General features: G+C 66.2%; 19 protein-coding genes and 1 tRNA gene. 9 read left to right on the forward strand and 11 right to left on the reverse strand.

Features of this window, described 5'->3' with window-relative positions; translation table 11 throughout:
* Positions 1-12 precede the first annotated feature (12 nt).
* From ccoN to OH491_RS20155, 3 genes are all read left to right on the forward strand, one after another.
* Positions 13-2,328, forward strand: coding sequence for a cytochrome-c oxidase, cbb3-type subunit I (ccoN, locus tag OH491_RS20145; protein ID WP_068769907.1), 2,316 nt, complete (start codon positions 13-15; stop codon positions 2,326-2,328).
* Positions 2,329-2,491: 163 nt separating this feature from the next.
* Positions 2,492-2,677, forward strand: coding sequence for a hypothetical protein (locus tag OH491_RS20150; protein ID WP_068769906.1), 186 nt, complete (start codon positions 2,492-2,494; stop codon positions 2,675-2,677).
* The gene (locus tag OH491_RS20155) at positions 2,674-3,273 is read left to right on the forward strand and encodes a cbb3-type cytochrome c oxidase N-terminal domain-containing protein (RefSeq protein WP_084442072.1); all 600 of its coding nucleotides are present in this window, start codon (positions 2,674-2,676) and stop codon (positions 3,271-3,273) included. Before OH491_RS20150 ends, OH491_RS20155 begins: the two co-directional genes overlap by 4 nt.
* A 167-nt stretch (positions 3,274-3,440) precedes the next feature.
* Here the strand turns inward: OH491_RS20155 and OH491_RS20160 are convergent, their stop codons facing one another.
* Both OH491_RS20160 and OH491_RS20165 read right to left on the reverse strand, forming a co-directional pair.
* On the reverse strand, positions 3,441-4,016 hold the full coding sequence (locus tag OH491_RS20160; RefSeq protein ID WP_084442071.1) for an NUDIX hydrolase: 576 nt from the start codon (positions 4,014-4,016) through the stop codon (positions 3,441-3,443).
* Positions 4,017-4,361: 345 nt separating this feature from the next.
* Complete coding sequence (locus OH491_RS20165; RefSeq protein WP_334319219.1) at positions 4,362-4,868, reverse strand: LysM domain-containing protein; 507 nt, start codon at positions 4,866-4,868, stop codon at positions 4,362-4,364.
* Between the two features lie 181 nt (positions 4,869-5,049).
* Here OH491_RS20165 and OH491_RS20170 point away from each other — a divergent pair.
* Positions 5,050-5,126: transfer RNA gene (locus OH491_RS20170), tRNA-Pro, on the forward strand.
* 31 nt (positions 5,127-5,157) lie between these two features.
* Here the strand turns inward: OH491_RS20170 and OH491_RS20175 are convergent.
* Entirely contained in the window at positions 5,158-5,880 is a 723-nt protein-coding gene (locus OH491_RS20175; RefSeq protein WP_068769904.1) for a tetratricopeptide repeat protein, read from the reverse strand.
* A 289-nt stretch (positions 5,881-6,169) separates the two neighbouring features.
* On the opposite strand from OH491_RS20175, the gene OH491_RS20180 reads away from it, so the two are divergent.
* Complete coding sequence (locus tag OH491_RS20180; protein ID WP_068769903.1) at positions 6,170-8,494, forward strand: heavy metal translocating P-type ATPase; 2,325 nt, start codon at positions 6,170-6,172, stop codon at positions 8,492-8,494.
* Between the two features lie 182 nt (positions 8,495-8,676).
* Here OH491_RS20180 and OH491_RS20185 read toward each other — a convergent pair whose 3' ends face one another.
* From OH491_RS20185 to mutS, 5 genes are all read right to left on the reverse strand, one after another.
* Positions 8,677-8,859: a hypothetical protein gene (locus OH491_RS20185; RefSeq protein WP_145928713.1), complete on the reverse strand. Its 183-nt coding sequence runs from the start codon at positions 8,857-8,859 to the stop codon at positions 8,677-8,679.
* Between the two features lie 481 nt (positions 8,860-9,340).
* Entirely contained in the window at positions 9,341-10,633 is a 1,293-nt protein-coding gene (gene hemA / locus OH491_RS20190) for a glutamyl-tRNA reductase (protein ID WP_068769900.1), read from the reverse strand.
* Complete coding sequence (locus tag OH491_RS20195; protein ID WP_342750655.1) at positions 10,630-11,553, reverse strand: cytochrome C assembly family protein; 924 nt, start codon at positions 11,551-11,553, stop codon at positions 10,630-10,632. The genes hemA and OH491_RS20195 overlap by 4 nt, the downstream gene beginning before the upstream one ends.
* A gap of 141 nt (positions 11,554-11,694) precedes the next feature.
* On the reverse strand, positions 11,695-12,657 hold the full coding sequence (locus OH491_RS20200) for a methyltransferase domain-containing protein (RefSeq protein ID WP_084442070.1): 963 nt from the start codon (positions 12,655-12,657) through the stop codon (positions 11,695-11,697).
* A gap of 91 nt (positions 12,658-12,748) precedes the next feature.
* Positions 12,749-15,286 carry a DNA mismatch repair protein MutS gene (mutS, locus tag OH491_RS20205; protein ID WP_425429204.1) on the reverse strand — a complete coding sequence of 846 codons (2,538 nt, stop codon included), beginning with the start codon at positions 15,284-15,286 and terminating at the stop codon, positions 12,749-12,751.
* Between the two features lie 260 nt (positions 15,287-15,546).
* Between mutS and OH491_RS20210 the strand changes: the two genes are divergently transcribed.
* The 3 genes from OH491_RS20210 to tsf all read left to right on the forward strand — a co-directional run bounded on the left by OH491_RS20210 (position 15,547) and on the right by tsf (position 18,113).
* Positions 15,547-16,353, forward strand: coding sequence for an alpha/beta fold hydrolase (locus OH491_RS20210; protein WP_342750659.1), 807 nt, complete (start codon positions 15,547-15,549; stop codon positions 16,351-16,353).
* Between the two features lie 176 nt (positions 16,354-16,529).
* Entirely contained in the window at positions 16,530-17,459 is a 930-nt protein-coding gene (rpsB, locus tag OH491_RS20215) for a 30S ribosomal protein S2 (RefSeq protein ID WP_068769897.1), read from the forward strand.
* Positions 17,460-17,519: 60 nt separating this feature from the next.
* Positions 17,520-18,113, forward strand: a complete 594-nt coding sequence (tsf, locus tag OH491_RS20220; protein WP_068769896.1) for a translation elongation factor Ts — start codon at positions 17,520-17,522, stop codon at positions 18,111-18,113.
* A 266-nt stretch (positions 18,114-18,379) separates the two neighbouring features.
* On the opposite strand, the gene OH491_RS20225 is transcribed toward tsf, so the two are convergent.
* The 3 genes from OH491_RS20225 to OH491_RS20235 form a co-directional block, all read right to left on the reverse strand.
* Positions 18,380-20,563, reverse strand: a complete 2,184-nt coding sequence (locus tag OH491_RS20225; protein WP_084442303.1) for a TonB-dependent receptor — start codon at positions 20,561-20,563, stop codon at positions 18,380-18,382.
* A 317-nt stretch (positions 20,564-20,880) separates the two neighbouring features.
* On the reverse strand, positions 20,881-21,276 hold the full coding sequence (locus OH491_RS20230; protein ID WP_068769895.1) for a hypothetical protein: 396 nt from the start codon (positions 21,274-21,276) through the stop codon (positions 20,881-20,883).
* Between the two features lie 147 nt (positions 21,277-21,423).
* The gene (locus OH491_RS20235; protein WP_342750660.1) at positions 21,424-23,268 is read right to left on the reverse strand and encodes a hypothetical protein; all 1,845 of its coding nucleotides are present in this window, start codon (positions 23,266-23,268) and stop codon (positions 21,424-21,426) included.
* A gap of 288 nt (positions 23,269-23,556) precedes the next feature.
* Between OH491_RS20235 and OH491_RS20240 the strand changes: the two genes are divergently transcribed.
* On the forward strand, positions 23,557-26,277 hold the full coding sequence (locus OH491_RS20240; RefSeq protein ID WP_145928711.1) for a hypothetical protein: 2,721 nt from the start codon (positions 23,557-23,559) through the stop codon (positions 26,275-26,277).
* Positions 26,278-26,296 lie beyond the last annotated feature (19 nt).

Below are 26,296 nucleotides of genomic sequence, written 5' to 3' on the forward strand. Positions count from 1 at the left end.
CCTGCTTTCCCCATGCCCGACCGAAAAATCACGATTGAGTTCAACGATCGCATTGTCCGCATGTTCATGGCCGCCGGCATCATCTGGGGCGCCGTGGGCATGCTCGCCGGCGTGCTGATTGCCTCGCAGCTTAATTTCTGGCCGCTCAACTTCGAGACCTCCTGGCTCACCTTCGGACGCCTCCGTCCGCTTCATACCAACGCCGTCATTTTCGCGCTCGTGGGCAACATGATGTTTGCGGGCATTTATTATTCCACGCAGCGCCTCGTGAAGGCGCGCCTCGCCAGCGATTTCTTGAGCAACCTCCACTTCTGGGGCTGGCAGCTCATCATCGTCGCGGCGGCCGTCACGCTGCCGCTCGGTTTCACGCGCGGCAAGGAATACGCCGAGCTCATCTGGCCGATCAATATCGCCGTCGTCGTCATCTGGGTGGTGTTTGCGGTGAATTTTTTCTGGACGCTCGCGCGGCGCAACGAGCCCAGCCTCTACGTCGCCATCTGGTTTTATATAGCGACCATCGTGACCGTGGCGATGTTGTATATTGTCAACCACCTCTCGCTCCCGACTGGCCCGCTGCACAGCTATCCGCTGTTCGGCGGCGTGCAGGACGGCCTCGTGCAATGGTGGTATGGCCACAACGCCGTGGCGTTCTTCCTCACCACGCCGATTCTCGGCATCATGTATTATTTCGTGCCGAAGGCCGCCGGGCGCCCCGTATATAGTTACAAGCTTTCGGTGATACACTTCTGGTCGCTCGTGTTCATCTACATCTGGGCCGGCCCGCATCACCTGCTCAACACCGCGCTGCCCAACTGGCTCCAGATGCTCGGCATGACCTTTTCGCTCATGCTCTGGGCACCGTCGTGGGGCGGCATGTTGAACGGCCTGCTCACGCTGCGCGGCGCGTGGCACAAGCTCCGCACCGACCCCGTGCTGAAATTCTTCGCCGCCGGCGTCACCTTCTACGGCATGGCCACCTTCGAGGGACCGCTGCTCTCGATCAAATCGGTCAACGCGCTCGGCCACTACACCGACTGGATCATCGGCCACGTGCACGGCGGCGCGCTCGGCTGGAACGGCTTCATGGCCGCCGGCATGTTCTACTGGCTCGCGCCGCGCCTCTGGAACAAACCGCTCTTCTCCCAAGGCCTCGCCAACTTCCATTTCTGGATCGGGCTCGTCGGCATCCTTTTCTACATGGGTGCGATGTGGGTCAGCGGCATCACGCAGGGCCTCAACCTCAACGCCACCACCGAGGGCGGCACGGTGCTGGTTTATCCGAATTTCCTCGAAACGCTGAACAACATCCGCCCGATGATGTTCGCCCGCGTGGTCGGCGGCGGGCTCTACCTGCTCGGCTGGCTGCTCATGGGCTACAACATCATCCGCACCGTCGCCGGCGCGGACGCCGTCAATGGCACGATGGAGGTGTTTGTCGAGGCGCCCCGACCCGAGGACCGGCTGGGCGTGGGCGGCACGTTGTTCAGCCCGCCGTTCCTGTTTTCGGCGCTCGGCATTTTGTGCGCCATCGCATGGATGTTCGGCGGAGGCGCGCTCAGCCTGATCGGGCTCTTCGCCACCATCCTCTGCGTCATCATCGCCTTCGTCCACTACGAGGCGCGCATGAAGAAGTGGGGCTCATGGTATGACAAGCTGCTGGTCAACTGCGCGCCGTTCACCGTGCTCACCTTCCTCGCCGTCGCCATCGGCGGGCTCATCCAGATCGTGCCCAGCGCGCTTCTTAACCGCGCCAAGAATGTCGAGGACCGCCTCCAGGTCCCCTACACGCCGCTGCAACTCGCCGGCCGCGACATCTACGTGCGAGAGGGTTGCTACAACTGCCACTCGCAGATGATCCGCACGCTCGTTCCCGACGTCATCCGCTACGGCGACTACTCGCGCCTCGGCGAATCCATCTACGATCATCCCTATCAATGGGGCTCGCGCCGCACCGGGCCCGACCTCGCGCGCGTCGGCGGCAAATACAATCACATGTGGCATTTCAAGCACATGTATGATCCGCGCGAAGTTTCCGGCGGCGACGACAACAGCCTCTGGCGCGGCTCCAACATGCCGCGCTACACCTGGCTCTACACGCGCGACACCGACGTGGCCGCGCTGCCCTCGAAAATCAACGTCCTGCGCACGCTCGGCGTTCCCTATCCCGAGTGGACGCCGCGGGAAATCCAGGCATCCGTCGAGGCCGATTCGGCGAAAATCCTCGCCGAGCTCCAGGCCCAGGGCGGCACCATCGAGCCGACCAGGGAAATCATCGCCCTCATCGCCTACCTCCAGCAGCTCGGCAAATCCGAGATCGTGAAAAAATAGGATTTATTGCCCGCGGAACACACGGAAATAAAAACCACTGATACGCACGGATTATATAATAACGATTATATTATGAAAATTATCCGAATGGATGCTGCGCCCGTCCACGGCTTCCCTTTCCGTGCATTCCGTGCATTTCGCGGGCAATAAATAAAACACCATCATGCTCCGCCGCCTGATATTTGACCACTGGCTCGTGATATTCCCGCTCGTTTCCTTCATCGTGGCGGGCGCGATCTATTTCACCATCACGTGGCGCGCGCTTCGCATGCGCAAACCGCAGCTCGACCATCTCGCCTCGCTCCCCTTCAACGACGAACCCGGACAACCCCCAAGCCCGACGCCATGACGCCCGATCCATCCCACGCCGCTCCCTCCGGCGCCTCCGCGCAAGCCGACGACGCGCTCCGCCCGCACTCCTACGACGGCATCCAGGAATACGACAAGCGCCTGCCCAATTGGTGGCTGCTCACCTTCTACGGCGCGATCGCGTTTTCCATCGTGTATTGGTTTTTCCACTTCCAAGCCAGCCTGGCGGCGGGCGACGGCGAGCGCGTGACCGCCGAAATCGCGCGCCTCGAGGCGGTCAAGATGGCCAACGCCACGCAGCTCGATGACCCGACGCTGTGGAAGGCAAGCCAGAACCCGGTCTTCACGACCGCCGGCAAGGAGATCTTCATGGCCAACTGCGCCACCTGCCACCTCGCCAGCCTGCGCGGCAAGGACGAAAACCCGACCGCGGTCGGTCCCAATCTCACCGACACCCGCTGGATTCATGGCGGCAAGCCCACGGAAGTTTACCACACGGTGACCGAAGGGGTGCTGGCGAAAGGCATGCCTGCCTGGGGGCCGCAACTCGGCCAGAAGCGCGTCATCGAAGCCGTCTCCTACGTGCTCAGCTTCCACAAGGAAGGCGACCCCGTCGAAGTGGAACTCTCGCCGTAGCGCGCAGTCCCGCGCGTTGATGCCGTGTCATGCCAAATATGAATTGAATGCCGATTTTGGAGGGCCGAGCTCCCGCGAGGCCGTTGCAGTTAACCGCACCTTTTCTGCCGACGGCCTCGCGGGAGCTCGGCCCTCCACCAAAAGCCGGACTCCTGTTGGCAAAGGTGTCATGCCCGCATCTTTTCCCAGATGGGCGCGAACAGCAGCAAGGCGTCGAGGACAAGGCTGTGGGTGATGCGGCCGGTGCGCGCCCATTCGTAAACCTCGTCCACGGGCGCGAGTGTGACCTCCATTTCCTCGTCGGGATCCCAGGCAAACTCGGCGACGCGCTCGCATTGCTCCACGAGCACGAGATGGCAGCGGTTGCTCATGATGGCGGGATTGGGATGCACGCGGCCGAGCAGGCGGGCGTTGGCGCCGGCGTAGCCGGTTTCCTCGCGGAGTTCGCGCAGGCCGGCGGCGATGGCGTCCTCGCCCGCGTGGTCCATCACGCCGCCGGGAATCTCAATCGAAAAATCGTCGATGCCGAAGCGGAACTGCCGCACCAGCACCATCCGGTGGTCCGGTGTGAGGGCGACGACGTTCACCCAGTCGGGCGAGTGCATGACATAAAAATCCCGCCCGGTTGCGCGCACGGGATGATGATAATACGTGGAGCGCAGGTCGAAGATGCGGGTGCGCGTGACAATCTGCTCGGAGCGTTTTTCCCAGCGGGACGGCATGTGGTCGGAGGAGTCGGACATGGGGAAAATTACGAATTACGAACAATGAATGATGAATGACGGGTGACGAGTGACGAGTGGCGGATTGGAGATGCGCTTGGAGGTTTTGGAAAATCTGTCATACCAATTACGAACGAGATTTATCCTTTTGGCCGGCCTCCGTGCCGGTCCGGTTTGGGTAGGGCGAGGCGTCCCGCCGAGCCGTTGCGGCTCGCGGCTCGGCGGGACGCCTCGCCCTACCTGAAATATAAATTCCATTCGTAATTGGTATCATTCGTCATTTTAAAATCCCGCGTCCTCACAAAAAACCTCCCGGCCTTGCGGAGCGGGAGGTTTTGGCGGGATGGGAAATTGACGGCGCGGCGATTATTTCTTCGGGATCTTGACCTTTTGGCCGACGCGGAGGCGGTTCCAGTTGATATCGGGGTTGACCGCGATGAGGTCGTTGAGGTTGACGCCGTTGCTGCGGGCGATCTTCACGCCGGTGTCGCCGCTTTGCACGACGTATTCATCGGGGCCGGCGACGGGCGGGGTGGCGGATTGGCCTTGTCCGCCGGCCGTGGCGGAACCCTGCGGGGCGGGGCGGCGGGCGGTGGATTCCTTGACGGTGTTGATCTCGGTGCGGACGGTGTTGAACTCATTCCGCACGTTGGTGAAGTTTTGCTGGATCTGGCGCTCCATCTGGGCGACGTAATTGCGGAGGTTGGCGGCGTCGCTTGCCGCGGCGCTGGCCTGCGAGACCTGGCTCTCGATTGACTCGATGCGCGTGGTCGCGCCCTCGACTTTGGCGAGCTGCTTGCTGACCGAGCTCAGTTTAAAGAGCGCGATGGCGGCAAGCAGAACCGCGAGGCCGCCAAGGATGGCAGCGATCATGGGAAGAAGGCTGTTATTATTTTCGCTCGAAATGGTGTCCATTGGTGAAAGGAGGAGTTGGATGTGAACGGCTAGTGGGAAACCGGTGACGTAGCAAGCAGAGAGTGAGAGGGGTTTGCGCAGGTCGCGATGGATTGCGTTGACAGCGGCTCGGAAGATGGGTTCGTCTCTGGCGGTTTTTCGGGGTGTAGCTTAGCCTGGTAGAGCGCCTGCTTTGGGAGCAGGAGGTCGAGAGTTCGAATCTCTCCGCCCCGACCATTTTATCGAAAGGGAGAGCGCGGGGCGGGTGTTAAAACTGGATGCTGGGCGCGCCGGCGGGGACGGGAGCGGTGTCAGCAGCCGGGGCGGCGGGGGTGGTGGCGGTCACGGAGGCGGTGTCGGCGATGAGGCTGCGGCGGAACATGGCCTGCTGGGACCAAAGGGACGAGGGGGCGATCGCGGAGACGAGGTCGAAGGATTTGAGCGCGTCGTCCTTGCGTCCGGCGGCGAGGGCGAGGGTGCCGAGATGATACGAGGCCTCGGCGCGGATGTCCTGGAGTTGCGCGCCGTCGTTGGAGAGTTGCTTGAGCGCGGCCTCGCCGTCGGCGGCTTGCCCGGCATGGACCTTGGCGACGGCGGCGCCGAGACGGGCGCGACCGGCGAAGGGGCTGGCGCCGAGCGCATCGGCGGCCTTCTGGTAGACGGCGGCGGCCTCGGTGTAGTTTTTCGCGGTGAAGGCCTCGTCGGCGAGACGGAGACGGGCGAGCCCGCCGAGGACATGGTCGGGATGCTCGTCGGCGAAGGTTTTCAGCTTGGCGGAGGAGGTGCCGGCCGCGGCGTAGTCGGCGGCGATGGAGGTCTCCTTCTGGTGCTGGAAATACTCGAAGCCATAGTAGCCGAGCACCGCGACGAGGGCGACGATGACGATGGTGTTGATGAAGTTTTTGTTTTTCTGCCAGATGGCGTGCAGGGTCTCGTCGAAGGGAGCGACCGGGGCTTTGGCTTCCTGGCTGGCGGGTGCGGATTTGGACATGGGAAAAGTGTTTTTCGGAGGTGCTGTCTTTTCGGAAAACGTTGAGGAGAACAAATACAGGGCGGCGTGTAAAGGGAGGAGTCAGGGGGAGCTTTTTTGCCGTTTTTTCATTCTTTTTCCTCTCCATTCTTTCTCCTTCGTCATTCTTTCCTGCGCCCTCTTCCTTTCGCGTCCCACAGGGGAGAAAGAGGAAAGATAAGAATGAAGAGAAAAGAGAACGATTGATGAAAGGGGGCCGGCTGGCGGATGGCGGCTTGCCGGGAGGCGGCGGAAAGGTAGCTTGGCGGGCATGAGCGAAAATCCTTCGGCTGACACGAAAGACCCGGGCACATGGGGCGAGGCCTTGGTGCGGTTTTTGCGGGAGCAGCCGGGATTGGAGGCGGTCCGGGTGAATCCCGAGGAGCGCACGGTCAAAGTCGCCACGCTGGGCGAGGTGGACGAGGCGTTGCTCAGAAGCCGGCTGGCCGAGACGCTTGCGGCTTTCGACCGGCAGGGCGGCGGCGCGGGCACGGCCAGGGCGGCGGGTTACAATGTGACCCGGGAGGGCGCGACCACGGAGGTGGCGGGGAAGACCTGCGAGACCGCGCCGCGTTTCTGGCAATGGCGCGAATACACGTGGGCGGGCGTGGAGCGCGAGGACGAACACGGGGATTCCCACGGACATCACGGTCATGAGCACGACCGGGCGGAAGACCACGGGCACGCGCACGGCGGGCATGGCCACGGCGAGGGCGAGTGGCGGGTGCTGGCGGGGTTCGCCGCGGTTTGCGGGGTGTGCGGGCTGGCCGGTTTTTTGGCGGAGCGGCTTGGCGCCGGGCCGTGGTGGCTGGCGCGGGCGTTGTATGGCGTGGCGCTGGCCGCGGGCGGCTGGGACGCGGTCAAGGACTCATGGGAGAACATCCGTATCCGAAAACTGGATATTCATTTCCTGATGCTCGCGGTGGCCGTGGGCGCGGTGTGCATCGGGGCGTGGAGCGAGGCGGTGCTGCTGCTGTTTTTGTTCTCGTCGGCGGAGGCGATGGAAAACTACGCGATGGAGCGCACACGCAACGAGGTGAACGCGCTGCTGAAGAGCGCGCCGAAAACCGCGTTGCTTGTGCTGCCCGGCGGCGGCGAGCGCGAGGTGCCGGTCGAGGAACTGGGCATCGGCGACCGCGCTCGGGTGAAGCCCGGCGATGCGTTTCCGGCGGACGGCGTGGTGGTGCGCGGACGAAGCGCGAGCGACGAGTCGGCGCTCACGGGGGAGTCCGCGCCGGTGGAAAAGGAGGCGGGCGCGCAGGTGTTCAGCGGGACGATCAACCTGTGGGGCGCGGTGGATTTCGAGGTGCGCCGCCTGGCGGCGGAGAGCACGCTGCAAAAAATCATCCGGCTGATCCAGACGGCCCAAAAGCTGCGCGCGCCGAGCGAGCGGTTCACGGACAGGTTTGGCGGTCGCTACACGCTGTTCGTGCTGGGCGTCTGCACGGTGATGTTTCTGGTGTGGTGGCTCGGGTTCGGCCTGCCGGCGTTTGCCAATGCGCAGGGCGCGCGGCCGGCGTTTTATCGCGCGATGACGCTGCTCGTGGTGATGAGCCCGTGCGCGCTGGTGCTGTCGATCCCGTCGGCGATCCTGGCGGCCATCGCGTGGGGGGCGCGGCACGGGGTGCTGTTCCGCGGCGGCGCGGGCATCGAGCGGCTGGCGGGCGTGGACGTGGTGGCGCTGGACAAGACGGGCACGCTCACGACGGGCGAGCTGGCGGTGGTGGGGCACGAGAGTTTTCCGCCGGGACGCGAGCGCGAGGTGCTGGAGCTGGCGTGCGCGCTGGAGGCAAATTCGCAGCATCCGCTGGCGCGCGCCATCACGCGGCACGCGCGGGCGGAGGGGGTGCGGGAGCGCGAGGCGGAGAAATTCCAATCGCTCACCGGGCGCGGCGTGCGCGGAAACGTGGACGGCGCGCAGGTGCTGCTCGGGCGGCGCGAGCTGCTGGAGCACGGGCCGCTGGCGGACTGGGCGCGCTCGCTGCCGCCGCCCCCGCCGGAGCTGAGCGAGGTGTGGGTGATCGGCGGCGAGGTGGTGGGGCGGATTTTGTTGCGCGACCAGATCAGGATGGAGTCGCGGGCGACATTGCAGGCGCTGCGCGAGGCGGGATTGCACACGGTGATGCTGACCGGCGACCGGCGGCAGGCGGCGGAAAACGTGGCGCGCGAGCTCGGGCTCGACGAGGTGCGCGCGGGGCTCGCGCCGGAGGACAAGGTCGCGGCCATCCAGGGATTCCGCGAGGCGGGGCGTCGCGTGGCGATGGTGGGCGACGGCGTGAACGACGCGCCGTGCCTGGCGGCGGCGGACGTGTCGATGGCGATGGGCGCGCGCGGGAGCGACGCGGCGCTGGAACAGGCCGAGGTGATCTTGATGCACGACCGCATCGAGAACGTGCTGGCGGCGTTCCGGCTGAGCCGGCGCGCGCGGTCGGTCATCCGGCAGAACCTGGCGATTTCGCTGGGCGTGGTGCTGTTGATGGCACTGGCCTCGATCGCCGGCGTGGTGCCGCTCAGCCTCGGCGTGCTCGCGCACGAGGGCAGCACCGTGGTCGTGTGCCTGAATTCGCTGAGGCTGCTGTTCGGGGGCGGAAAATAAGAGCGTCTATCAAAAAAGAAAAATTGAAGAAGTTTGTTTTGACACAGAGGGCACAGAGCGCGGCCCACAGAGGACACGGAGGCCAAGTCTGAAAAATTCTTTTTCTCTCTCTGAGATCTCTGTGTCAGAGCGCTGTGGCCTCTGTGTCAAAACAGACTTCATTCGCATTTTCCAAGGGTTCCCTATGACAGGCTCGTTTTTCTTTTCCCGGAAGGGGAGATGTCATCGTAAAACTGGTTTATAATCCGCCCGTCCGGACCAAACATGAGGACGATCAGCTTTCGCACGCCCATCTTCCGGTATTTCTGATTCCGAATCGACACCAGGCTCCAGTCGCCGTCCTTTGCGTTTTCCAGCAGATTCACGTGAATGCAGCGGTTTTCGCTGTCGCATCCAATCAGCAGTGTCGTGTTGGCCAGTTTTTGCGTCGTTTTGGGAACCTGTGAAAAGCAGGTGACTTTGGTGGTTGTCGGATCGCGCGAGTTGAAAGACCGAATGTCTGGAATTCCAGACATAGTGTGTCAATTAAAATTCTACGATGCTGTCGCAAATTCCAGACATTGGGAACTCCCTCGAAACATCCGCGAAACACCGTCGGTCCGGCTGTGCGCCGGCATCGGATGGCCCATGAGTGGTCCCAGGCGCAGTTTGCCGCGAGGTGCCAGTTGGCGGGATGGGATATTTCGCGCGGCATCGTGGCGGCGATCGAGGGGCGCGTCCGCTGGGTGGGGGACTTTGAGGTCGCGGTGCTGGCCCATGTGCTGGGCACGTCGATTGTCTCGCTTTACCCAGAGAAAATCGACTGGCGGGAGTTCAAGGATCTCTCGTATTTCGCGTCGAACCAGGCTAGCTGCGGTGCGGCTGGGAAACGGCCGCCGAGGGCGTGAGGTCGACGGGCGGCGCGGAGACGGGCGGGGGCTTGCGCATGGAGTCCGCCGCCGCCGCGTCGCCGGATGCCGGCGCGGGCTTGCGGGCGGAGACGACACGCGCAATCTGGTCCCAGAGCTGGGCGGATTTCTGGCGGGCGAGTTCCTTTGCCTTTGCCACCTCGGCGGCGCGGGCGGCGCGGTTTTCGTCGGCGATGCGGGCGAGGTCGTCGAGGTTGTAGATGAAGACGTTTTCGAGATCGGCGACGGACGGATCGACATCGCGGGGAAGCGCGAGGTCGATGAAAAAGAGCGGGCGGGCCCGGCGGGCGCGCATGGCCCCGGCGGCGGCCTCGCGCGTGATCACGGCGCCGGGCGCGGCGGTGGAGCACACGACGATGTCGTAGTCGGCGAGATGGCGGGGGACGTTTTCGAGGGGAAGCGCGGCGCCGTGGAAGAGGCGGGCGAGTTCGAGCGCGCGCTCGAAGGTGCGGCTGGCGACGGTGAGCGCGGCGGCGCCGCGGCTTTGGAAGGCGCGCGCGTTCTTTTCCGCAATCTCGCCGGCCCCGAGAAGAAGGATGCGGGCGCGGTCGAGGCGTCCGAAGATTTTCAGGGCCAGGTCAACGGCGACGTTGGCGGTGCTGATGACGCCTTCGGTGACCGCGGTGTGGGTGCGGATATATTTGGCGTGCTGGAAGGTTTTTTGAAAAACGCGGTTGAGCACGGGGCCGGCGGTGCGGCGGCTTTGGGCGGCGGCGTAGGCTTCCTTCACCTGGCCGAGGATTTCGGTCTCGCCGAGCATCTGCGAATCGAGCCCGGCGGAGACATCGAGCAGGTGGCGGAGCGCGTCGGGGCCGTGGGCGCGCCGGCGGATGGCGCGGAAGGATTCGGCGGGGATGTGCTGGAGAGCGCAGAATTCGGCTTCGAGGCGTCCGATGGCATCGACAGGGTCGGCGGGAGGGGCGGACACGGCAGCGGCGGCGGCCGGATTGCAACCCATTGGGTTGCAATCCGGCGTGCCGGCGACGCCGTAGAATTCGACGCGGTTGCAGGTGTTGAGGATGGCGATTTCGCGGAGGCCGGGCAGGGCGGCGAGGCGGGCGTGGATCGCATCGAGTTTGTCGGCGGTGAGCGCGAGGCGTTCGCGGAGTTCGAGAGGCGCGGTGTGGTGGCTGGCGCCGACGTAGAAAAGGGCGGGCGCGGACGGGGAAGCCGATGGCGGCCGGGCATCGGGGCGCGGAGCGCCGGGAGTGGCTGTCGGCTCGGTGCTCATGCGGCGGGCGTGAGGGCTGGCGCGGCTTGGGGGCGACGCTGCGCGTCGTCCGCCGGCAGGATGCCGGCGCTCCCAGTCGCTGGCGCGGATTCGAAAGTGCGGCCGGCCGTGTCTAGGTTTCTGCGGCTGGAATCGACGGGCCAGAGAGACAATATTGCGGCGGCAAAGAGGAGGATGCACGTCCACGCGAGGCGTTTGGTGATGAGGCGGTCGGCGAGGCGGAGGCCGAGCGCGACAGTGTAGGCAACCCAGACCGCGACGGTCGCAACGAGCTTCGGGGCGTTGACCGTGCCGGTGTCGTCGAGCCAGTAAACGGAACCGACCGCGAGCGACGCGCCGAGGAGGACGACGCCGGTGGCGAGGAGCCGGAGGTTGATGTGGTCGAGTTCGAGGATGGACGGGAGAAAGGAGAACATGCCGCGCAGGTGATGTTGTTTCAGGCTGAAAAACTGAAGCAGCCACATGACCGAGGTGAGCGCGAGCAGGCCGAACACGCCGTAGCTGAAGAGGGCGAGCGCGGCGTGAAATTCGATCCAGTAGTTCCCGCCAAACGCGCCGATGCGGCGGGTGGCGTCCCAGACGGGAATGACGAGCGAGAGGAGGGTGAGCGCGGTGGCGAGCGTGGCGGTGAAGTAACCGAGCAGGCTGAGGCGGAAGGTCACGCCGACGACGAGGTAGAGGGCGATGGCCGACCAGGCGGTGAATTGGAAGAGCTCGAAGGTGTTGCCGATGGGGCAGCCTTTCACGGCGAGGCCGCGTGCGTAGAGGCCGAGGGTCTGGAGGATGAAACCGCCCGCGACGATGGCATACATGAGGGCGCGCGGGTGGCGGCGCGCGCGCAGCATCGACACGCTGCCGAGCACGAAGCCCGCGAGATAAAACGCGGCGGCCAGCCAGAGCCAGGTGCGGTCGGTGAACATGTGCATTGCTTCAATGTGAGGATGGCGAGTGTGCGGGACGCGCGCGGCCAGGGCAAGGGCCGCCTCGCAGCCAGTTCAAGTTTTAAAATTAAGTTGAAGAATCCAGGCCCGAACCTGGGCGCGCAGACACGCTTCCTGCCTTCAACTTAAACTTAAAACTTGAACTGGCTGCGAGGCGGCGACGGCGTGCCAGAAGCGGCATTCGTCGGAGAAATCGCGGACGGCGCGGGACTCGCGGGCGATTTCGCGGCGCAGGGCGTCGTAACGGTGCTCCCAGCCGGTGGCGGCGAGATCGGCCAGAATCTCCGCCCGGTTGGGCAGGTGCATGAAGGTGCGGCCGTTCTGATCCTCGAAATAGCGGTCGCCGTATTCGACCAGGCGCGGGTCCTGCCCGCCCTTAGCCCAGCGTTCGGCCTCGGGTATCCAGAGGGCGCGTTCGAAAACGGTGGCGTCGCGGTCGTGCGTGGTGATGAGGAGCGGCGCGCCGGGGCGGCAGAGCGCGCGGAGGTTGGCGAGCGCGGCGAGGCGGTTTTTCCGGCCGGGGATTTGCATGAGGCCGTTGAACATGAAGAGCGCGCCGTCAAACGCGTCCGCGGATGAGGCGAAGGTGGTCGGTGCGGTTGGTGTGGAGGCGGAAGGATTGCGACGCGGAGCGTCGTCCACGGGCGAGTCGCCCGTGCCACTCGAACCGGCGGGCGGGGCGGACGCAGCACGCGCCGCGGCGGAAAGGAGGGGGGCGAAGGCGGGGTGTTCGCCGAGGCGGGTGGCGTCGGCGTGATGGATGGCGATGCCGGCGGCGCCGCGGCGGGCGGCGAGATCGCGGGCCTGCCCGACAAGTTCGTCGGCGAAATCGAACGCGGCGATGCGGCGGTAACCGAGTTTCCAGAGGCCGAGCGTGACGCGGCCCGCGCCGCAGCCGCCTTCGAGGAGGCGCGCGTTTTTGTCGGGGAAGAACCGTTCGATGCAAATGCGCTCGGACTCCCAGAGGCCGAGCTTGTGCGCGGCGCGGGTGTAGTGAACGACGGCGACGGGATCGTTGAAGTCGGCGCGGACGGTGTCGGAAGTGATTTTTCCCGGAGCGGCGCTGGTTTGGCGGGGCGTCATGCGGCGAAGGAATCAAGGGCGGGCGTTGGGGGACAAGGCCAAAGCACGAAGCCCCCACGGGCAGGCAGGGGCGCTGAGGGCGGCGGGGGAGTCAGAGGAAGTTCATCTGCGCGGCGTCGTCGGGCTTCACGGTGATTTTTTTCCTGGGGCGCGCCTTGGGGGTGGTGAGTTCGACGGTGGTGTCGTCGGATTCGAGTTTGGTCAATATGGTCTTGGCGCGGTCGATGACGGTGAGCGGCAGGCCCGCCAGCCGGGCGACCTGGATGCCGTAGCTGCGGTCGGCGGCGCCGGGGACGACGCGGCGGACGAAGACGATGTCGTCGTTCCACTCTTTCACCGCGACGCTGTAGTTTCGCAGGCGGGGGAGGTGTTTTTCGAGCTGGGTGAGTTCCTGGTAGTGGGTGGCGAAGAGGGTGCGCGGGCCGCAGGTTTCGTCGCGGTGAAGGTGCTCGACCACCGCCCAGGCGATGCTGAGGCCGTCGTAGGTGCTGGTGCCGCGGCCGATTTCGTCGAGGATGATGAGGGAGCGGTCGGTGGCGTTGTTGAGGATGTTGGCGGTCTCGTTCATCTCGACCATGAAGGTGGAGTTGCCGCGGGCGAGGTCGTCGGAGGCGCCGACGCGGGAAAAGATGCGGTCAACGAGGCCGATGCGGCAGCTTTTCGCGGGCACCCAGCAGCCGATCTGGGCCATGAGGGTGATGAGCGCGACCTGGCGGATGTAGGTGGATTTGCCGGCCATGTTGGGGCCGGTGATGAGGGCGATCTGGGCCTCGCTGGCGGAGAGCGCGGTGTCGTTGGGGACGAAGGATTGCGGGCCGGTGACGGCGGCGGCCGGGGCGGAGGGGTCTTTGAGCATCTGCTCGACGACGGGGTGGCGGCCTTCGGTGATTTCGAGGATGTCGGTGTCGTCGAGCTCGGGGCGGGAGTAATCCCAGTCGCGGGCGAGGCGGGCCCAGCCGGCGAGGACGTCGAGCTCGGCCAGGGTGTCGGCGGTTTGCGCGAGGGCGAGGGATTCGTCGAGGACGGCGGTGACGAGGTCGGTGAAAAGGGCGAGTTCGCGGGCGAGGGCGTTTTCCTCGGCGTGGAAGATTTCCTTTTCCTTTTGCTTGAGCGCCTCGGTGACGTAGCGTTCGCCGCCGACCGTGGTCTGGCGGCGGATGTAATCGGCGGGGACGAGGTGGAGGTTGGCCTTGGTGACCTCGATGTAATAGCCAAAGTTATTGGTAAATCGAATCTTCAAGGAGCGGATGCCGGTGCGTTCCTGCTCGGCGCGCTCGAGGTCGGAGAGCCAGGTCTTGTTGTCGGTGGTGAGGGAGCGGAGGCGGTCGAGCTCGGGGTCGTAGCCGGTGCGGATGTAGTTGCCGTCCTGGAGGTCGGCGGGGAGTTCGTCGCCGAGGGCGCGGGTCAGGTGGTCGCGCAGGGAGGGGAGCTCGTGGATTTGGGTTTTCAGGCTGGAGATTTCAGAGTCGGGGAGGGCGGCGAGGGTTTCGTGGACGGCGGGGAGCTGGGCGAGGGTGTCGCGGATGCCGCCGAGCTCGCGGGGATTGCGGAGGCGGTTCTGGAGGCGTCCGAGGATGCGGGGGATGTCGCGGACGGCGCCGAGGCGGTCGCGCAGGTCGGACAGGACGGAGGGGGCGGCGAGGAGTTCGCCGACGATGAGCTGGCGGCGGCGGATGGCGGGGAGGTCGAGGGTGGGGGCGGCGAGCCAGCGTTCGAGCAGGCGGGCGCCGGCGGCGGTGGCGGTGCGGTTGAGGGCGGTGAGGAGGGAGCCGTCGCGGGTGCCGCGGATGGAGGCGAAGATTTCGAGGTTGCGGAGGGTGGCGGGGTCGAGGAGGAGCGTGGCGGCGGAGCGGTATTCCTGGAGGCCGCGGAGGTTTTCGGGTTTGGCGCAGAGGTTTTCGGTGGCGTAGTAAACGAGCGCGCCGGCGGGGCCGAGTCCGGGGTGGCTGACGGAGAGGCCAAAGCCTTCGAGGTTGAGGACGCCGAGCGCGGTCATCACGGTGCGGACGGCGGAGGCGGTCTCGAACTGGTAGGCGGGGAGTTCGCTGACGAGGCGGGTGGCGCAGAAGTTGGCCAGGGCGTGGAGCGCGGTCTGCTCGTGCGGGGCGTTTTTCCAGGCATCGAGCGCGCCTTCGGCGGTGATGAGTTCGGCGGGGTCGAGGGCGGTGAGGACGGGGAGGAGGTTTTCGGGGCGCGGGTCGGTGGCGACCTTGAACTCGCCGGTGGTGAGGTCGAGCCAGGCGGCGTGGAGGCCGCGGCGGTCGTGGGCGAGGGCGCAGAGGTAGTGGTTGCGGGCGGCGTCGAGCTGGGCGGCGTCGAGCGTGGTGCCGGGGGTGAGGATACGGGTGAGCTGGCGGCGGACGAGTTTGCCGACGATCTTGCCGGATTCGGCCTGGTCGCAGATGGCGACTTTTTTCCCGGCGGCGAGGAGTTTGCCGACGTAGTTGTTGGCGGCATGGTAGGGGATGCCGGCCATGGGGTAGTCATGACGTTTGGTGAGGGTGAGGCCGAGGAGTTTCGACGCCATGACGGCGTCCTCATAGAACATCTCGTAAAAGTCGCCGAGGCGGAAGAGGAGGAGGGTGTCGCGGGGGAGGTTTTCCTTCACCTCGAAGTATTGCTCCATCATCGGGGTGAGTTTGGCGGGGCGGGCGGCGGCGGAGGAGGACGAGGGGGCGGTCGGTGCGAGGGAGGGATTTGCAGTGTCGGCGGACATGGGAAAATGGGTTAAGTAGCGGCGGCGGAGCGGCGGGGGGCGAGGATTTTTTGCAGGTTATTGTCTTTCTTCTTCCCCAAATCGAAACGAGAAGAATGGAGAAAGACAAAGAAGAGGAATGGATGCAAAGTTTGATTGGCGGAGGCGGGGCGGGTGGGGCAGGGTGGCGGGGAATGAATTTGTTTTTTCGAGATTTCGGCGGGGCGGGGAAACCGCCGCTGGTGGTGTTGCACGGGTTGCTGGGATCGTCGCGGAACTGGCAGACGGCGGGCGGCGATCTGGCGGCGTCGCATCATGTGCTGGCGCTGGATTTGCGCAATCACGGGCGTTCGCCGCATGCGGACGGGATGAGTTACGAGGCGATGGTCGGCGACGTGCTGGGCTGGCTGGACGCGCGCGGGCTGGAGCGCGTGGCGCTCATGGGGCACAGCATGGGCGGCAAGGTCGCCATGGCGCTGGCCTGCCGGCATGCCGGGCGAGTGGCGCGGCTGGTGGTGGTGGACATCGCGCCAAAGGATTACCTGTCGGCGGCGCACCGGGCGGAGTTCGCGGCCATGAACGAGCTGGATTTGCGCTCGCTGCAATCGCGGGCGGAGGCGGAGATGCGTTTCGAGGGGCGCGTGGAGGATTGGGCGATGCGGAAGTTTCTGGCGACAAACCTGGAGCGTGCGCCGGCCCCGGAAACGCGGGCGGGCGGAAACGACGCGGCGTGGCGCTGGATGATCAACCTGCCGGTCATCACGGAGGCGCTGCCGGAGCTGGAGCGCAATCCGCTGCGCGAGGAGGAGCGTTTCGATGGCGATGTCCTGGTGGTGACAGGCGCGAAATCGGGCTATGTCGGGCCGGGTGACTGGGCGGCGGTGACGGGCCATTTCCCGCGGGCGAGGCTGGAGGTGATTGCGGGAGCGGGGCACAACCCGCACATGGAAAAGCGGCCGGAATTCGTGCGGGTGGTGCGCGGGTTTCTGGCCGGGGTGTGATTCGGCGTGTCCGCGGCCCCGCGGAAAATTCGCTTGCCAGCACCCGCTCCACCCTCTGTTTTGGACCGCTCCGCCCATTCCGGACGGAACCAACAACCACAACCACACAACATCCAAAACGATCGCAAGGCGGCCCATCGGCCGGCCTGTGTAGTCGCCAAAGATACATAGATCACATGAACGTCACTCCCAAGGATCTGCTCGACGCAGGCGTCCACTTCGGACACCAAACCAAGCGCTGGAACCCGCGCTCGAAGCCCTACGTCTTCGACCACCGCCAGGGCATCACCATCATCGACCTCGGCAAGACCCACGAACTCCTCGCCAAGGCCTGCGCCTTCATCGAGGACACCATCGGCAACGGCGGCAACCTGCTCTTCGTCGGCACCAAGCGCCAGGCCCAGGACATCGTCCGCGAGGCCGCCGCCGCCACCGCCATGCCCTACTGCGTTGACCGCTGGCTCGGCGGCACGCTCACCAATTTCGCCACCGTCAAGAAATCCATCGCGAAATTCAAAAAATACCAGCAGATGGAAACCAGCGGCGACCTCGCCAAGCTCCCCGCCAAGGAAGCCGCCGTCATCAAGCGCGAGATGGCCCGCATGCAGCGCAACTTCTCCGGCATCGCCGACATGGCCGGCCTGCCCTCCGCGATGTTTGTCATCGACGGCAACCACGAGAAGATCGCCGTCGCCGAGGCCGCCCGTTGCAACATTCCCTGCATCGGCCTCATCGACACCAACTCCGACCCCACCGCGCTCTCGCACCCGATTCCCGGCAACGACGACGCCGTGAAATCCGTCCGCATCATCGTCGAAACCATCGTCGAGGCCGTCCAGAGCGGGCTCGCCCAGCGCGAGAGCCGCCGCACCGCCCGCGGCCAGGCCGACCTGCGCGCCGCCACCGCCGCCGTGGCCGAGGCATCCGGCGCCACCAACGAGGCCGGCGAGATCGACCTCAGCAAGGTCGAGCTGCCCGCCGATGTCGATCCCGAGGCGGTCGTCGAGGGCGAGGACGCCGCCAAGCCCGCCAAGAAGAAGCCCGCCCGCAAAAAGATCGCCGCGCCCAAGGATGATGCGGTCGAGGCGGACGCCGACGCGGAATAAGCCCGCGGCCCGCAGACGCCACTTGAACCAGGAACACTAAAACACCCACAGAAAACGATCATGAGCACAGTTGTCACCGCCCAGGCGGTCAAAGAACTTCGTGAAAAAACCGGCGCCGGCCTCCTCGACTGCCAGAAAGCGCTCGCCGAATCCGGCGGCGACATGGAAGCGGCCATCACCATCCTGCGCAAAAAAGGCGCCGCCTCCGCCGACAAGAAAGCAGGTCGCGCCACCAAGGAAGGCCTCATCGAGAGCTACATCCACGTCGGCGGCAAAGTCGGCGTGCTGCTCGAAGTCAACTGCGAGACCGACTTCGTCGCCCGCAACGAGGACTTCAAGGCCTTCTGCAAGGACATTTGCCTGCAAATCGCCGCCGCCAGCCCGCTCTACGTGAGCCGGGACGAGGTTCCCGAGGCCGCCATCGCCGCCGAGCGCGACATCGCGACGGCGCAGGTGCAGGGCAAGCCCCCCGCGGCCATCCAGAAGATCGTCGAAGGCAAGCTGGAGAAATACTACTCCACCGTGTGCCTTCTGGACCAGCCCTTCGTGAAGAACCCGGACAAGAGCATCAAGGAAATGGTGACGGAAAAGATCGCCACCATCGGCGAAAACATCACCGTCCGCCGCTTCACCCGCTACCAGCTCGGCGCCTGAGTTTGCGCCGCGCGCGAAAGCAGAAAACGAAGTTTCTCAAAAAAACGCCCCGCGCCAAGACGCGGGGCGTTTTTTTGTATCCGTAAGTCCGATACCTGCAAAATGGATTCCGGATTATGAATAGCACGGACGCCGGATTGCGTGGCACGGGCGTCCCGCCCGTGGGACGGCGCTTCGCGCCGCCAAAGCCGGCAGGATGCCGGCGCTCCCAGTCGCTGTCGCGTTCGCGTTGCTTCTCGGAGACACCGGCTGCCAGCCCGTGCCGCTCAGAAACTCACGCGCATGCCCGCCGCCAGGCCGCGGCCGGGCAGCGGCGCGTAATCCTTCAGGAAGGATGTGTGCGGGCGCGCATCCTCGTTGGCGAGATTCGTGCCGCGCAGGAACGCCTCGCATTGCGCGCGGGCGAACGCGAACCGGTAGGCGGCGTGGGCATTGAGAAGCGCGTAGCCGGGCGTCTCGGTTTCGTTGGGCGCGGTGCGGGCCTGGCGGCCGACCCACTGCGTTTCCGCGCCGAGGCTGACCTGGCCGCGCACCCAGTCGAGCGCCGCCCGCAGGCGGGCGGGCGTGATGCGCGGCAGGTCGGTGCCGGCATCGGTGTTTTCCGCGCGCGTGAGATCGCCGCCGAGCGTGAAGTCGAGCTGCTGTGCTTCGGAATGGAGCAGGTGGAAAATCGTCTCCAATTCGACGCCGTAAAAACGCGCGTCGTGCTGCACGTAGCGATAAACGTCCAGCCCGTCGTGCTCCGCGCCGGTCGGATTTTCGTAGATGTAGCCGTCGAACCGGCTGACGAAAAACGTGAGCGCCCCGGTCACGAAGCCGGCGCGCTTGCGCAGCGTGAGATCGAGGCTGAGGGCGTGCTCGTTGGAGAGGCGCGGGTCGCCGATTTCGTAGGCCTGCGTGCCGATGTGCGGCCCGTCCGCGTAGAGCTCCTGCGCGTTCGGCTGGCGCGTGGTGGCGGCGAACGACGAGCCGAGCGTCCAGCCGGACGCGATACCCCAGACAAGTCCGGCGGAGGCGCTCGCCGTGGTGTCGTCGCGCGAAATGCCGGAGCCGTCGCGGAGTTTTATTTTTTGGTAGTCCGTGCGCGCGCCGAGCTGAAACGTGACGGATGAGAACGTCGCCTCCTCGAAAAGGAAGAGCGCGCCGCCGTCCGTGCGCGAGGACGGGACAAACGCCTCCTCGCCGCGCGCCTCGAAATCGCTGCGCGAGGTTTGCAGTCCGAGCGCGCCGGTGACGGGACCGAGCGCGTTGTGCAGCAGCTCGAAGCGCCCGTCGTAGCCTTTGTTTTTGAAAACGGTGCCGATCTCATCGCCCTCGAGTTCCTGGTGGCGGTATTTGGCGAAGCCGAGCTTCATCCGGGCCTCGCGGAAAATGCCGAACGGCTCGGTGTAGGCGGCCTGCAAGTCCAGCCGCCGCTGGCGCAGGTCGATGCGCACGTCGCCTTCCTCGTGTTCCCCGGCCTCGTGGTCATCATCGTCGCCGCCTTCCTCGTGCTCGTGGACGTGCGCGCCGGGCGGGACGCCGTAGAGCGAGTTGTGGCCGCTGTAGGAAACGCCCACGTAGCCGCGCGGGCCGATGTAGGAAAACCCGGCCGCGCCGCCGTCGGTCTCGATCGCGGTGTTGGCGATGCGTCCGCGGATGCCGTCGTCGCCATGTTCGTCGCCGTACTCATGATCGTGATCATCTTCCTCCTCGTGCTCGTGCGCCTCCTCCGCGCGGACGCGTCCGCTTTGGGCGTAACCGGGAATGCGCACGTCGCCGGTGGCGCGGCGGTAGCCGTCGAGGTGCCACGCGAAGCGGCCGGCACTGCCTTCGAGGACGGCGCCGGCGCTTTTCTCGTCGTTGACGGAATTCACGCGCCCTTCGACGCGGCCGTTGAGCGGCTCGTCGGGCAGCGTGGTGTGGATGCGGTGGTCGATGACGTTGACCACGCCGCCGACGGCGTTGCCGCCGTAGAGCAGCGAGGCGGGGCCGCGCACGATCTCGACGCGCTCGATCAGCAGCGGGTCGAGCGACACGGCGTGGTCGGGACTCGTGACGGACGCGTCGATGGTGCCGATGCTGTTGGTGAGCACGCGCACGCGGTCGCCGCCGAGGCCGCGGATGACCGGGCGGCTCGCGCCGGGGCCGAAATACGTGGAGGCCACGCCGGTCTCGCCGGCGAGGAGTTCGCCGAGCGAGGTGTTTTGGGCGAGCAAAAGCCGGCGTCCGGCGAGGACGCCGGTGGGTTGGGCAAGGTCGGCTTGGCCGCGCGTGTAGGGAGTGGCCGTGACGACGAGGTTTTCGAGCAGCACGGGCTCGTCGTGGTCGCCGCCGGTGGCGGGCGGCGGCGCGGAGGCCGCGGGGCCGGCATGGAGCGAGGAGGGCGCATGAAGCCCTCCGGCAAGGGCCGCGGTCAGGAAGACACAGCGGCGGAATTGGAATGGAATGTGGGAAATGAAAGAGGACATGATGGAGTGCGGTTTGTATGGGTGCGCGCGCGATGACGGGACGCGCACAAATGTAATTGAATAATGGATACGAATCGGCGCGCGGGCATGACGGCGCCCGGACGCGGCGGGCGTTTTTTGGGAGCCTCTGAAAAAGGCGGTTTATTTTGGAGTGCGACGGCGGAGGGCGAAGCCCGGCGACGCCACTTTGGTCAGCGGCGGCGTTTTCGTCCGCAAAAAGCGGTGCCGCCGGCCCTTCGGGCCTCAGCCACCGCACTCCAAAAAACGCGGCGCTTCATGGCGGGCTGCGTTTTTCAGGGGTTACCCAGGCTCTCAGCTTAAACCGGAGGCGCGTGCGTGTGCGGGCGCAGATGGGGCGGGGTCGCCAGGCGGGTTTCGCGTGGCGCGGCGGGCGTCGTTTCCCGAAGGGCAACCGCTATGGGCGTCGGGGCGGCAAGCGGGGCCGTCAGATGGACGCCTTGGGCAAAAAGGGTGATGGCGCACGCATGATCGTTGTCCGGCGCGCCGGGCGCGGGCGCGTCATGCGCGTGACCGGAGTCTCCGGACGCATGGGCGGGGCATTCCGCCGCCGGCGAGTGCAGCCAGGCGTGAAAGAGCGGCGAACCGCCCGCGAGCGAAAGCAGCACCACCAGCGCGGCAAGCAGCGCCGCGCCCGAGGCCGGGAGGAGGCCGGGGCGTCGTTTGGCGGTGGCTGGTGCGGCGCGTCGTTGCATAAGCTGCGTCAGGGCACGATAGCAGAGTCGTCAAGCATCCCGGCGCGGTTTTGCCGGATGGGTTCCGGACTGGTGCAATCAGCGCCGGTGTGTTCCATGCTTGCAGTCACGCGTGATGCCAACCCCTTCGGGGATGGGGAATCGGTATTATTTCTTCCGCGTCCGCAGCGCGAGAAGCGCGGCCAGCAATGCGAGACTTGGCAGCGCAGGCGCGCCGCCGCCATTGCCGGTGTTGTTGGCGGGGAAATTGGTGTTTTCGTTGGCGGCGCGAGTGCCGGTGGCTTTGGCGAGGGTGAGTTGCACGGTGGTGACGGCGTCGCTGGCGGTTGAGATGCGGCGGATGGCGTTGTTGCCATGGTCGGCGACGTGGAGGGTGCCGGTGGCGTCGAGGACGATGGCGCTCGGAGAATGGAAACGGGCGGCGGTGCCGGCGGCGTCGAGGAAACCGGGTTCGCCGTCGGGACTGCCGGCGAGGGTGCGCGTGACACCGGCGGGGGTGATTTCGAGGATGCGGTGATTGGCGGAGTCGGCGACGTAGAGATTGCCGGAATCGGCGCGGGCGACGGCCCGGGGAAGATGCAGGAGCGTGCCGGCGGCAGCGCCTTCGGTGCAGCCGGTGGAGCCGCTCACGCCGGCGATGGTGGTGACTTCGCCGAGGCGAAGGCCGGGCTCACCGCTACTGCCGGCGGGGACCACGCTGACGACGGAGGTTCGGGCACCGAAAAAATAGATGGAGCCGGCATCGGTAAAATAAGACAGGGGCAACAGGGTGCCGAAGGGAGAGATGGATTGGATGACATCGGCGCCGGCGTCGGCGACGTAAAGGGTGCCGCCATCGGCGGAGATGTCGAGGCCGGCGGGGGCGGCGAGGCTCGCGGTGGTGACGAGCGTGGCGACGGTGCCGCCGGGGGTGACAGTACGGATCGCGCTGTTGAGAAGGTCGGCGACATAGAGCGTGCCGTCGGTCGCGGGCGCGAGTCCGACGGGGGAGTCAAAGAGGGCGGCTGTGCCGGTGCCATCGGCGAAACCGGCTGTGCCGGGGAGCCCGGCGATGTGGCTCCACACGGGCGCGCCGTTGAAGCCGGCGGGGTCGGTGGCGCCGGTGGCGACAGACGGGGCGTGGACAGCGTAGATGGCGTCGCGCCCGGCATCGGCGGCGTAGAGCGTGCCGGAGCGGTAGGCGAGCGCGGAGATGTTTTGGAATGGACCGAAGTCGGTGTGAATCGTGGTGCCGCTGACGCCAGTGTCGGGGTCGCCGGCCTCGGTGTCAAATTCTCCGACGGAGGGGGCTCCGAGCGGTCGGAGCCAGTTGGTGCCGGTGAAACAGGTGAGGGTGGCACCGCCGATGATGGAGTTGCCAGTGAGAGTGATGCCGCCGTAATAGCTGCTGCCGCTCCACACGGTGTAGTTGGTGCCGGAGGAGAGAACGAGGCCGCCACCGTTGACGCCGGTAAAGTAGGTGCTGGTGATGACAGTGGCACCGAGGAGGGTGCCGGTGATGACGGTGCCGTAGGTGATGCTCCCGCTGTCGATCCGAGTGAAACCGCCGCTAAGAGTGAGAGTGCCGTTGCTGCCAAGGATATCGGTGCCACCAACGAAGACCGAGGCCGTGCCGATGAGCGGATAGGCCGTGTTGTCGGGCCGGACACGCCAGATGACGGAGCCGGCGCCGACGTAGAGGCCGCCGTCGGGCGCAAGGGCGAGGGCCTCGGGCGCGGAGATGCTGATGCGAATCGCGTCTTCGCTTTCGGCGGAGGCGGGCGTGACATCGCCAGCCAATGCGGGCGTCGCACCGGAGCTGCCGTCCGTGATTTCCCCGGACACCCGCGCCTGCAATTCGCCGCCCACGAGAATATAGTCGCCGCCGGATGATATGGGCGCCGGAGTCTCGTCCGCCCGCGTGTGATTGAGTGAGAGAAGCGCGGACAAGCCGGCCATGATGACAAGGGCGCGGCGGGGTGCGATGAGCGGGAGAAAAGATTGCGAAGTCATGTCATTCAAGGGATTTCACGATTACGCGGCTATCTAAATAAAAAGTCAATTGAGATGTTCGGACCACTTCCGAACGAAATTCATTCTTCTGGAGGGCCGAGCTCCTGCGAGGCCGTCGCGGAAAAACGTCGCGTATAACCGCGACGGCCTCGCAGGAGCTCGGCCCTCCAGCAAAAGGGTAATTTTAATTGGGAAATGGCATGGCATCCGATTTCCGGCTTCGTGATTGCCGCGGCTTGCGTCGGGAGTCGCGCGCGCGCAATGTCCGGGGGTTTTATGCTTTCGCATTTGCATACATGGTTGCGTTATCTGGCGCTCGCGGTCGCGCTTTGGGGCGCGGCGGCGGGCGGCGGCATGGGCGTGGTTTCCGCGCAAACGGACAACGTGCCGCCGGCGGCTGCGACGCCGCTGACGAGGGAGCCGGCAGCCGCGCCCGGCGATGTGCCATTGGCGGGCGCGGCCCCGGAGTTGCCGGCGGATGAGCTGCTGGCGCGGGAGCTGGACGCGCGGCGGGCGCTGGAACTGGGGCTGCCCTCGATCGCGGCGGCCTTGTATCAGGAATTGCTTCAGGACAAACGCGTCGCAGGGAACGCGCCCGCGGGCAACCGCGTGCGGCTGGCGCTGGCGACGGCGTTGCTGGAGGAGGACCGCGGCGAGGAGGCGGGCCGCGTGCTGGAGGGATTTTCCGGGGAGCCGACGCCGGAGTATCTTTTGCGCAGGGCGTTGGTCGAGGCGCGCGCGCGGCAGTTCGACAGCGCGAGGGCCGCGTCGGAGGTGATCGCGCCGGAGGGATTGCCGGAGGCGGACCGCCCGTGGTTGTTTTTCCTGCGCGGATTGCTGGCGGAGGCGGCGCGGGATTTCAGCCAGGCGGGCGCGTTTTACCAGCAGGCCGAGGAGGCGTCGGTGACGCCATTGCAGCGTTCGTGGTTTGTGCTGGCGCGGGAGCGGGCGAAGTTGTTCACGGGCGGGGTGGACGAGCGGATGCTCGCGAGTCTGCGCCAGACGCTCGACCGCAACCTTGGACGCCCGTCCGGCCATGTGGCCGCGAGCCAGCTCGCCATCGCGCTCAACGCGGCGGGACGGCGCGACGCGGCGGTGGAGCTTTTGCAGGGGCAGCTCGCCATGCTGCCGCGCGAGGAGCGTCAGGTGGGCGACGAATGGCGGCTGCTGCTCGGGCTGATCGCCGGACCGGGAAGCGGCGAGGGGCGGACGGCGTTGCGCGCGTTGCTGTCGGGCTCGGCGGACCAGGACAAGCAGCGGGTGGCGCTGCGGATGCTGGCGGGCGCGGCGGACACGCCGGCGCGGCGCGAGGATCTGGCAAAATTCCTCGGCCAGTTGATAGACGCTCCGGCGCGGCATCCGATCATGGGTGAGCTGCTGCTTTTCCGGGCGCAGCTCGCGCTGGCGGACAGGCGTTTTGTCGATGCGGAGAACGACGCGGGCCGCGTGCTGGCCAATTTCCCCGGCTCGGCCGCCCGCGTGCCCGCGCTGGGTTTGCTGACGGCCTCGGCGTGGGAGCAAGGGCGTTTTCGCAACGCCGCGAGCCAGGCCGCCGCCGCGCTGGCCGAAATGCCGGGCGGACCCGCCCGCGCGCAGCTCGGCGTGCTGGTGGCCGAGGCGTATTTCCGCGCGCGGGATTATCGCAGCGCCGCCGATGCCTACGGCGCGGCGCTGGGCGCGGTGCCGGCGGGGGTGCCGGCGGGGGCGCTGATGTTTCAACGGGTGCAGGCGGAGATCCTGGCCGGCGGACGGCTGGCCGAGGCGGAGCAACTACTGGACGCGCAGGCGCGCGACGAACGGTTCGACGAGGCCAATCGCTGGCGGTCGGAGTGGAATCTGGCGCGGGCGTTGCAGGCCGCGGGCGAAGTGGCGCGGGCCTACGCGCGGGTGAACCGACTGCTGGAGGAGAAGCCGCCCGGCGGGACGGACGAGGAGGACGGTTTGATCGCGGAATTTGCCGGGGATTCGCCGGCGGACCTGCGCGCGCGGCTGGCGTGGCTGCGCGCGCGGCTGGCCTTCGAGACGGGCGATCACGCGCGGGCGCTGGAACTGGCGTCGGCGTTGCGCGGCGCGCTGGACGAGGTGCCGGAGCCGTTGCGCGCGGAGATCGCCAGCACGACGATGCTGCTGGAGGTGCAGGCGGGTTTTGCGCTGGACGACGCGCGGCGCACGGAGGCGGCGCAGGCGTTGCTGAAAAAACTGCGCGTCGATTTTCCGCGGTCCGACGCGGCGGTCTATTCGCACCTCATCGAGGCGGACATCGCGGCGGCGCGCGGCGACATCGTGGGCGCGCAAAACGCCCTGCGCGCGCTGGCGGACAACTTCAAGGACAGCCCCTACGCGCCCTACGCGCTCTACCAGGCGGCGCTCTACGCGGAGCGGCGCGGGCAGGAGCAATATTACAAGGAAGCCTACGACAATCTCGAAAACCTGGTGGAGAAGTTTCCGAAGAGCGAACTGGTTTATTATGCGCGGTTGCGGCAGGGAAACCTGTTGCGATTGATGAACCAGTACGGCGCGGCGCAGACGCTCTACGAGGACCTGGTCAACACCCACCGGTATCCGGGCTTTGCCGACGGGCTCACGGCGGAGCTGGCGCTGGCGGATTGTTACGCGGCCCAGGCTGCCACCGACGCGTCGAAGGCGGAGAGCGCGGCGGCGATTTATGAACGGCTGCTCGACCAGCAGTCCGCGCCGGCGGACTTGCGCGTAGAGGCGGGCTACAAATTCGGGCTGAACCTCGTCAGCCGCGCCGAACTTCAGCGCGTGGAGACGGTCTGGTGGCCCATGATCAACAGCTTTCTGCTCGATGATGCCGGCGCGGGCGCGCTCGGCGCGAACGGGCGCTACTGGATGTCGCGCACGCTCATCAAGCTCGGCGAGTTGCTGGAGCAGCAGGCCAAGTTTGACCAGGCGCGCGGGATGTATGAACTGGTCCTGCGCAAGGAGCTGCCCTACGCGACCCTCGCGCGGGAGCGCATCAACCGCGCCGGGGCGGCGAGGCCGTGAGAAACGACGCCATGCCATT

Origin of the sequence: Termitidicoccus mucosus (assembly GCF_038725785.1) — a bacterium.
Classification (GTDB): Bacteria; Verrucomicrobiota; Verrucomicrobiia; order Opitutales; family Opitutaceae; genus Termitidicoccus; species Termitidicoccus mucosus.

Excerpts from the sequence above, each read along its gene's own strand:
- ccoN (WP_068769907.1), top strand. The coding sequence starts at position 13 with ATGCCCGACCGAAAAATCACGATTGAGTTCAACGATCGCATTGTCCGC.
- OH491_RS20150 (WP_068769906.1), top strand. The coding sequence starts at position 2,492 with ATGCTCCGCCGCCTGATATTTGACCACTGGCTCGTGATATTCCCGCTC.
- OH491_RS20155 (WP_084442072.1), top strand. The coding sequence starts at position 2,674 with ATGACGCCCGATCCATCCCACGCCGCTCCCTCCGGCGCCTCCGCGCAA.
- OH491_RS20160 (WP_084442071.1), bottom strand. The coding sequence starts at position 4,016 with ATGTCCGACTCCTCCGACCACATGCCGTCCCGCTGGGAAAAACGCTCC.
- OH491_RS20165 (WP_334319219.1), bottom strand. The coding sequence starts at position 4,868 with ATGATCGCTGCCATCCTTGGCGGCCTCGCGGTTCTGCTTGCCGCCATC.
- OH491_RS20175 (WP_068769904.1), bottom strand. The coding sequence starts at position 5,880 with ATGTCCAAATCCGCACCCGCCAGCCAGGAAGCCAAAGCCCCGGTCGCT.
- OH491_RS20180 (WP_068769903.1), top strand. The coding sequence starts at position 6,170 with ATGAGCGAAAATCCTTCGGCTGACACGAAAGACCCGGGCACATGGGGC.
- hemA (WP_068769900.1), bottom strand. The coding sequence starts at position 10,633 with ATGAGCACCGAGCCGACAGCCACTCCCGGCGCTCCGCGCCCCGATGCC.
- OH491_RS20195 (WP_342750655.1), bottom strand. The coding sequence starts at position 11,553 with ATGTTCACCGACCGCACCTGGCTCTGGCTGGCCGCCGCGTTTTATCTC.
- OH491_RS20200 (WP_084442070.1), bottom strand. The coding sequence starts at position 12,657 with ATGACGCCCCGCCAAACCAGCGCCGCTCCGGGAAAAATCACTTCCGAC.
- mutS (WP_425429204.1), bottom strand. The coding sequence starts at position 15,286 with ATGATGGAGCAATACTTCGAGGTGAAGGAAAACCTCCCCCGCGACACC.
- OH491_RS20210 (WP_342750659.1), top strand. The coding sequence starts at position 15,547 with ATGAATTTGTTTTTTCGAGATTTCGGCGGGGCGGGGAAACCGCCGCTG.
- rpsB (WP_068769897.1), top strand. The coding sequence starts at position 16,530 with ATGAACGTCACTCCCAAGGATCTGCTCGACGCAGGCGTCCACTTCGGA.
- tsf (WP_068769896.1), top strand. The coding sequence starts at position 17,520 with ATGAGCACAGTTGTCACCGCCCAGGCGGTCAAAGAACTTCGTGAAAAA.
- OH491_RS20225 (WP_084442303.1), bottom strand. The coding sequence starts at position 20,563 with ATGTCCTCTTTCATTTCCCACATTCCATTCCAATTCCGCCGCTGTGTC.
- OH491_RS20230 (WP_068769895.1), bottom strand. The coding sequence starts at position 21,276 with ATGCAACGACGCGCCGCACCAGCCACCGCCAAACGACGCCCCGGCCTC.
- OH491_RS20235 (WP_342750660.1), bottom strand. The coding sequence starts at position 23,268 with ATGACTTCGCAATCTTTTCTCCCGCTCATCGCACCCCGCCGCGCCCTT.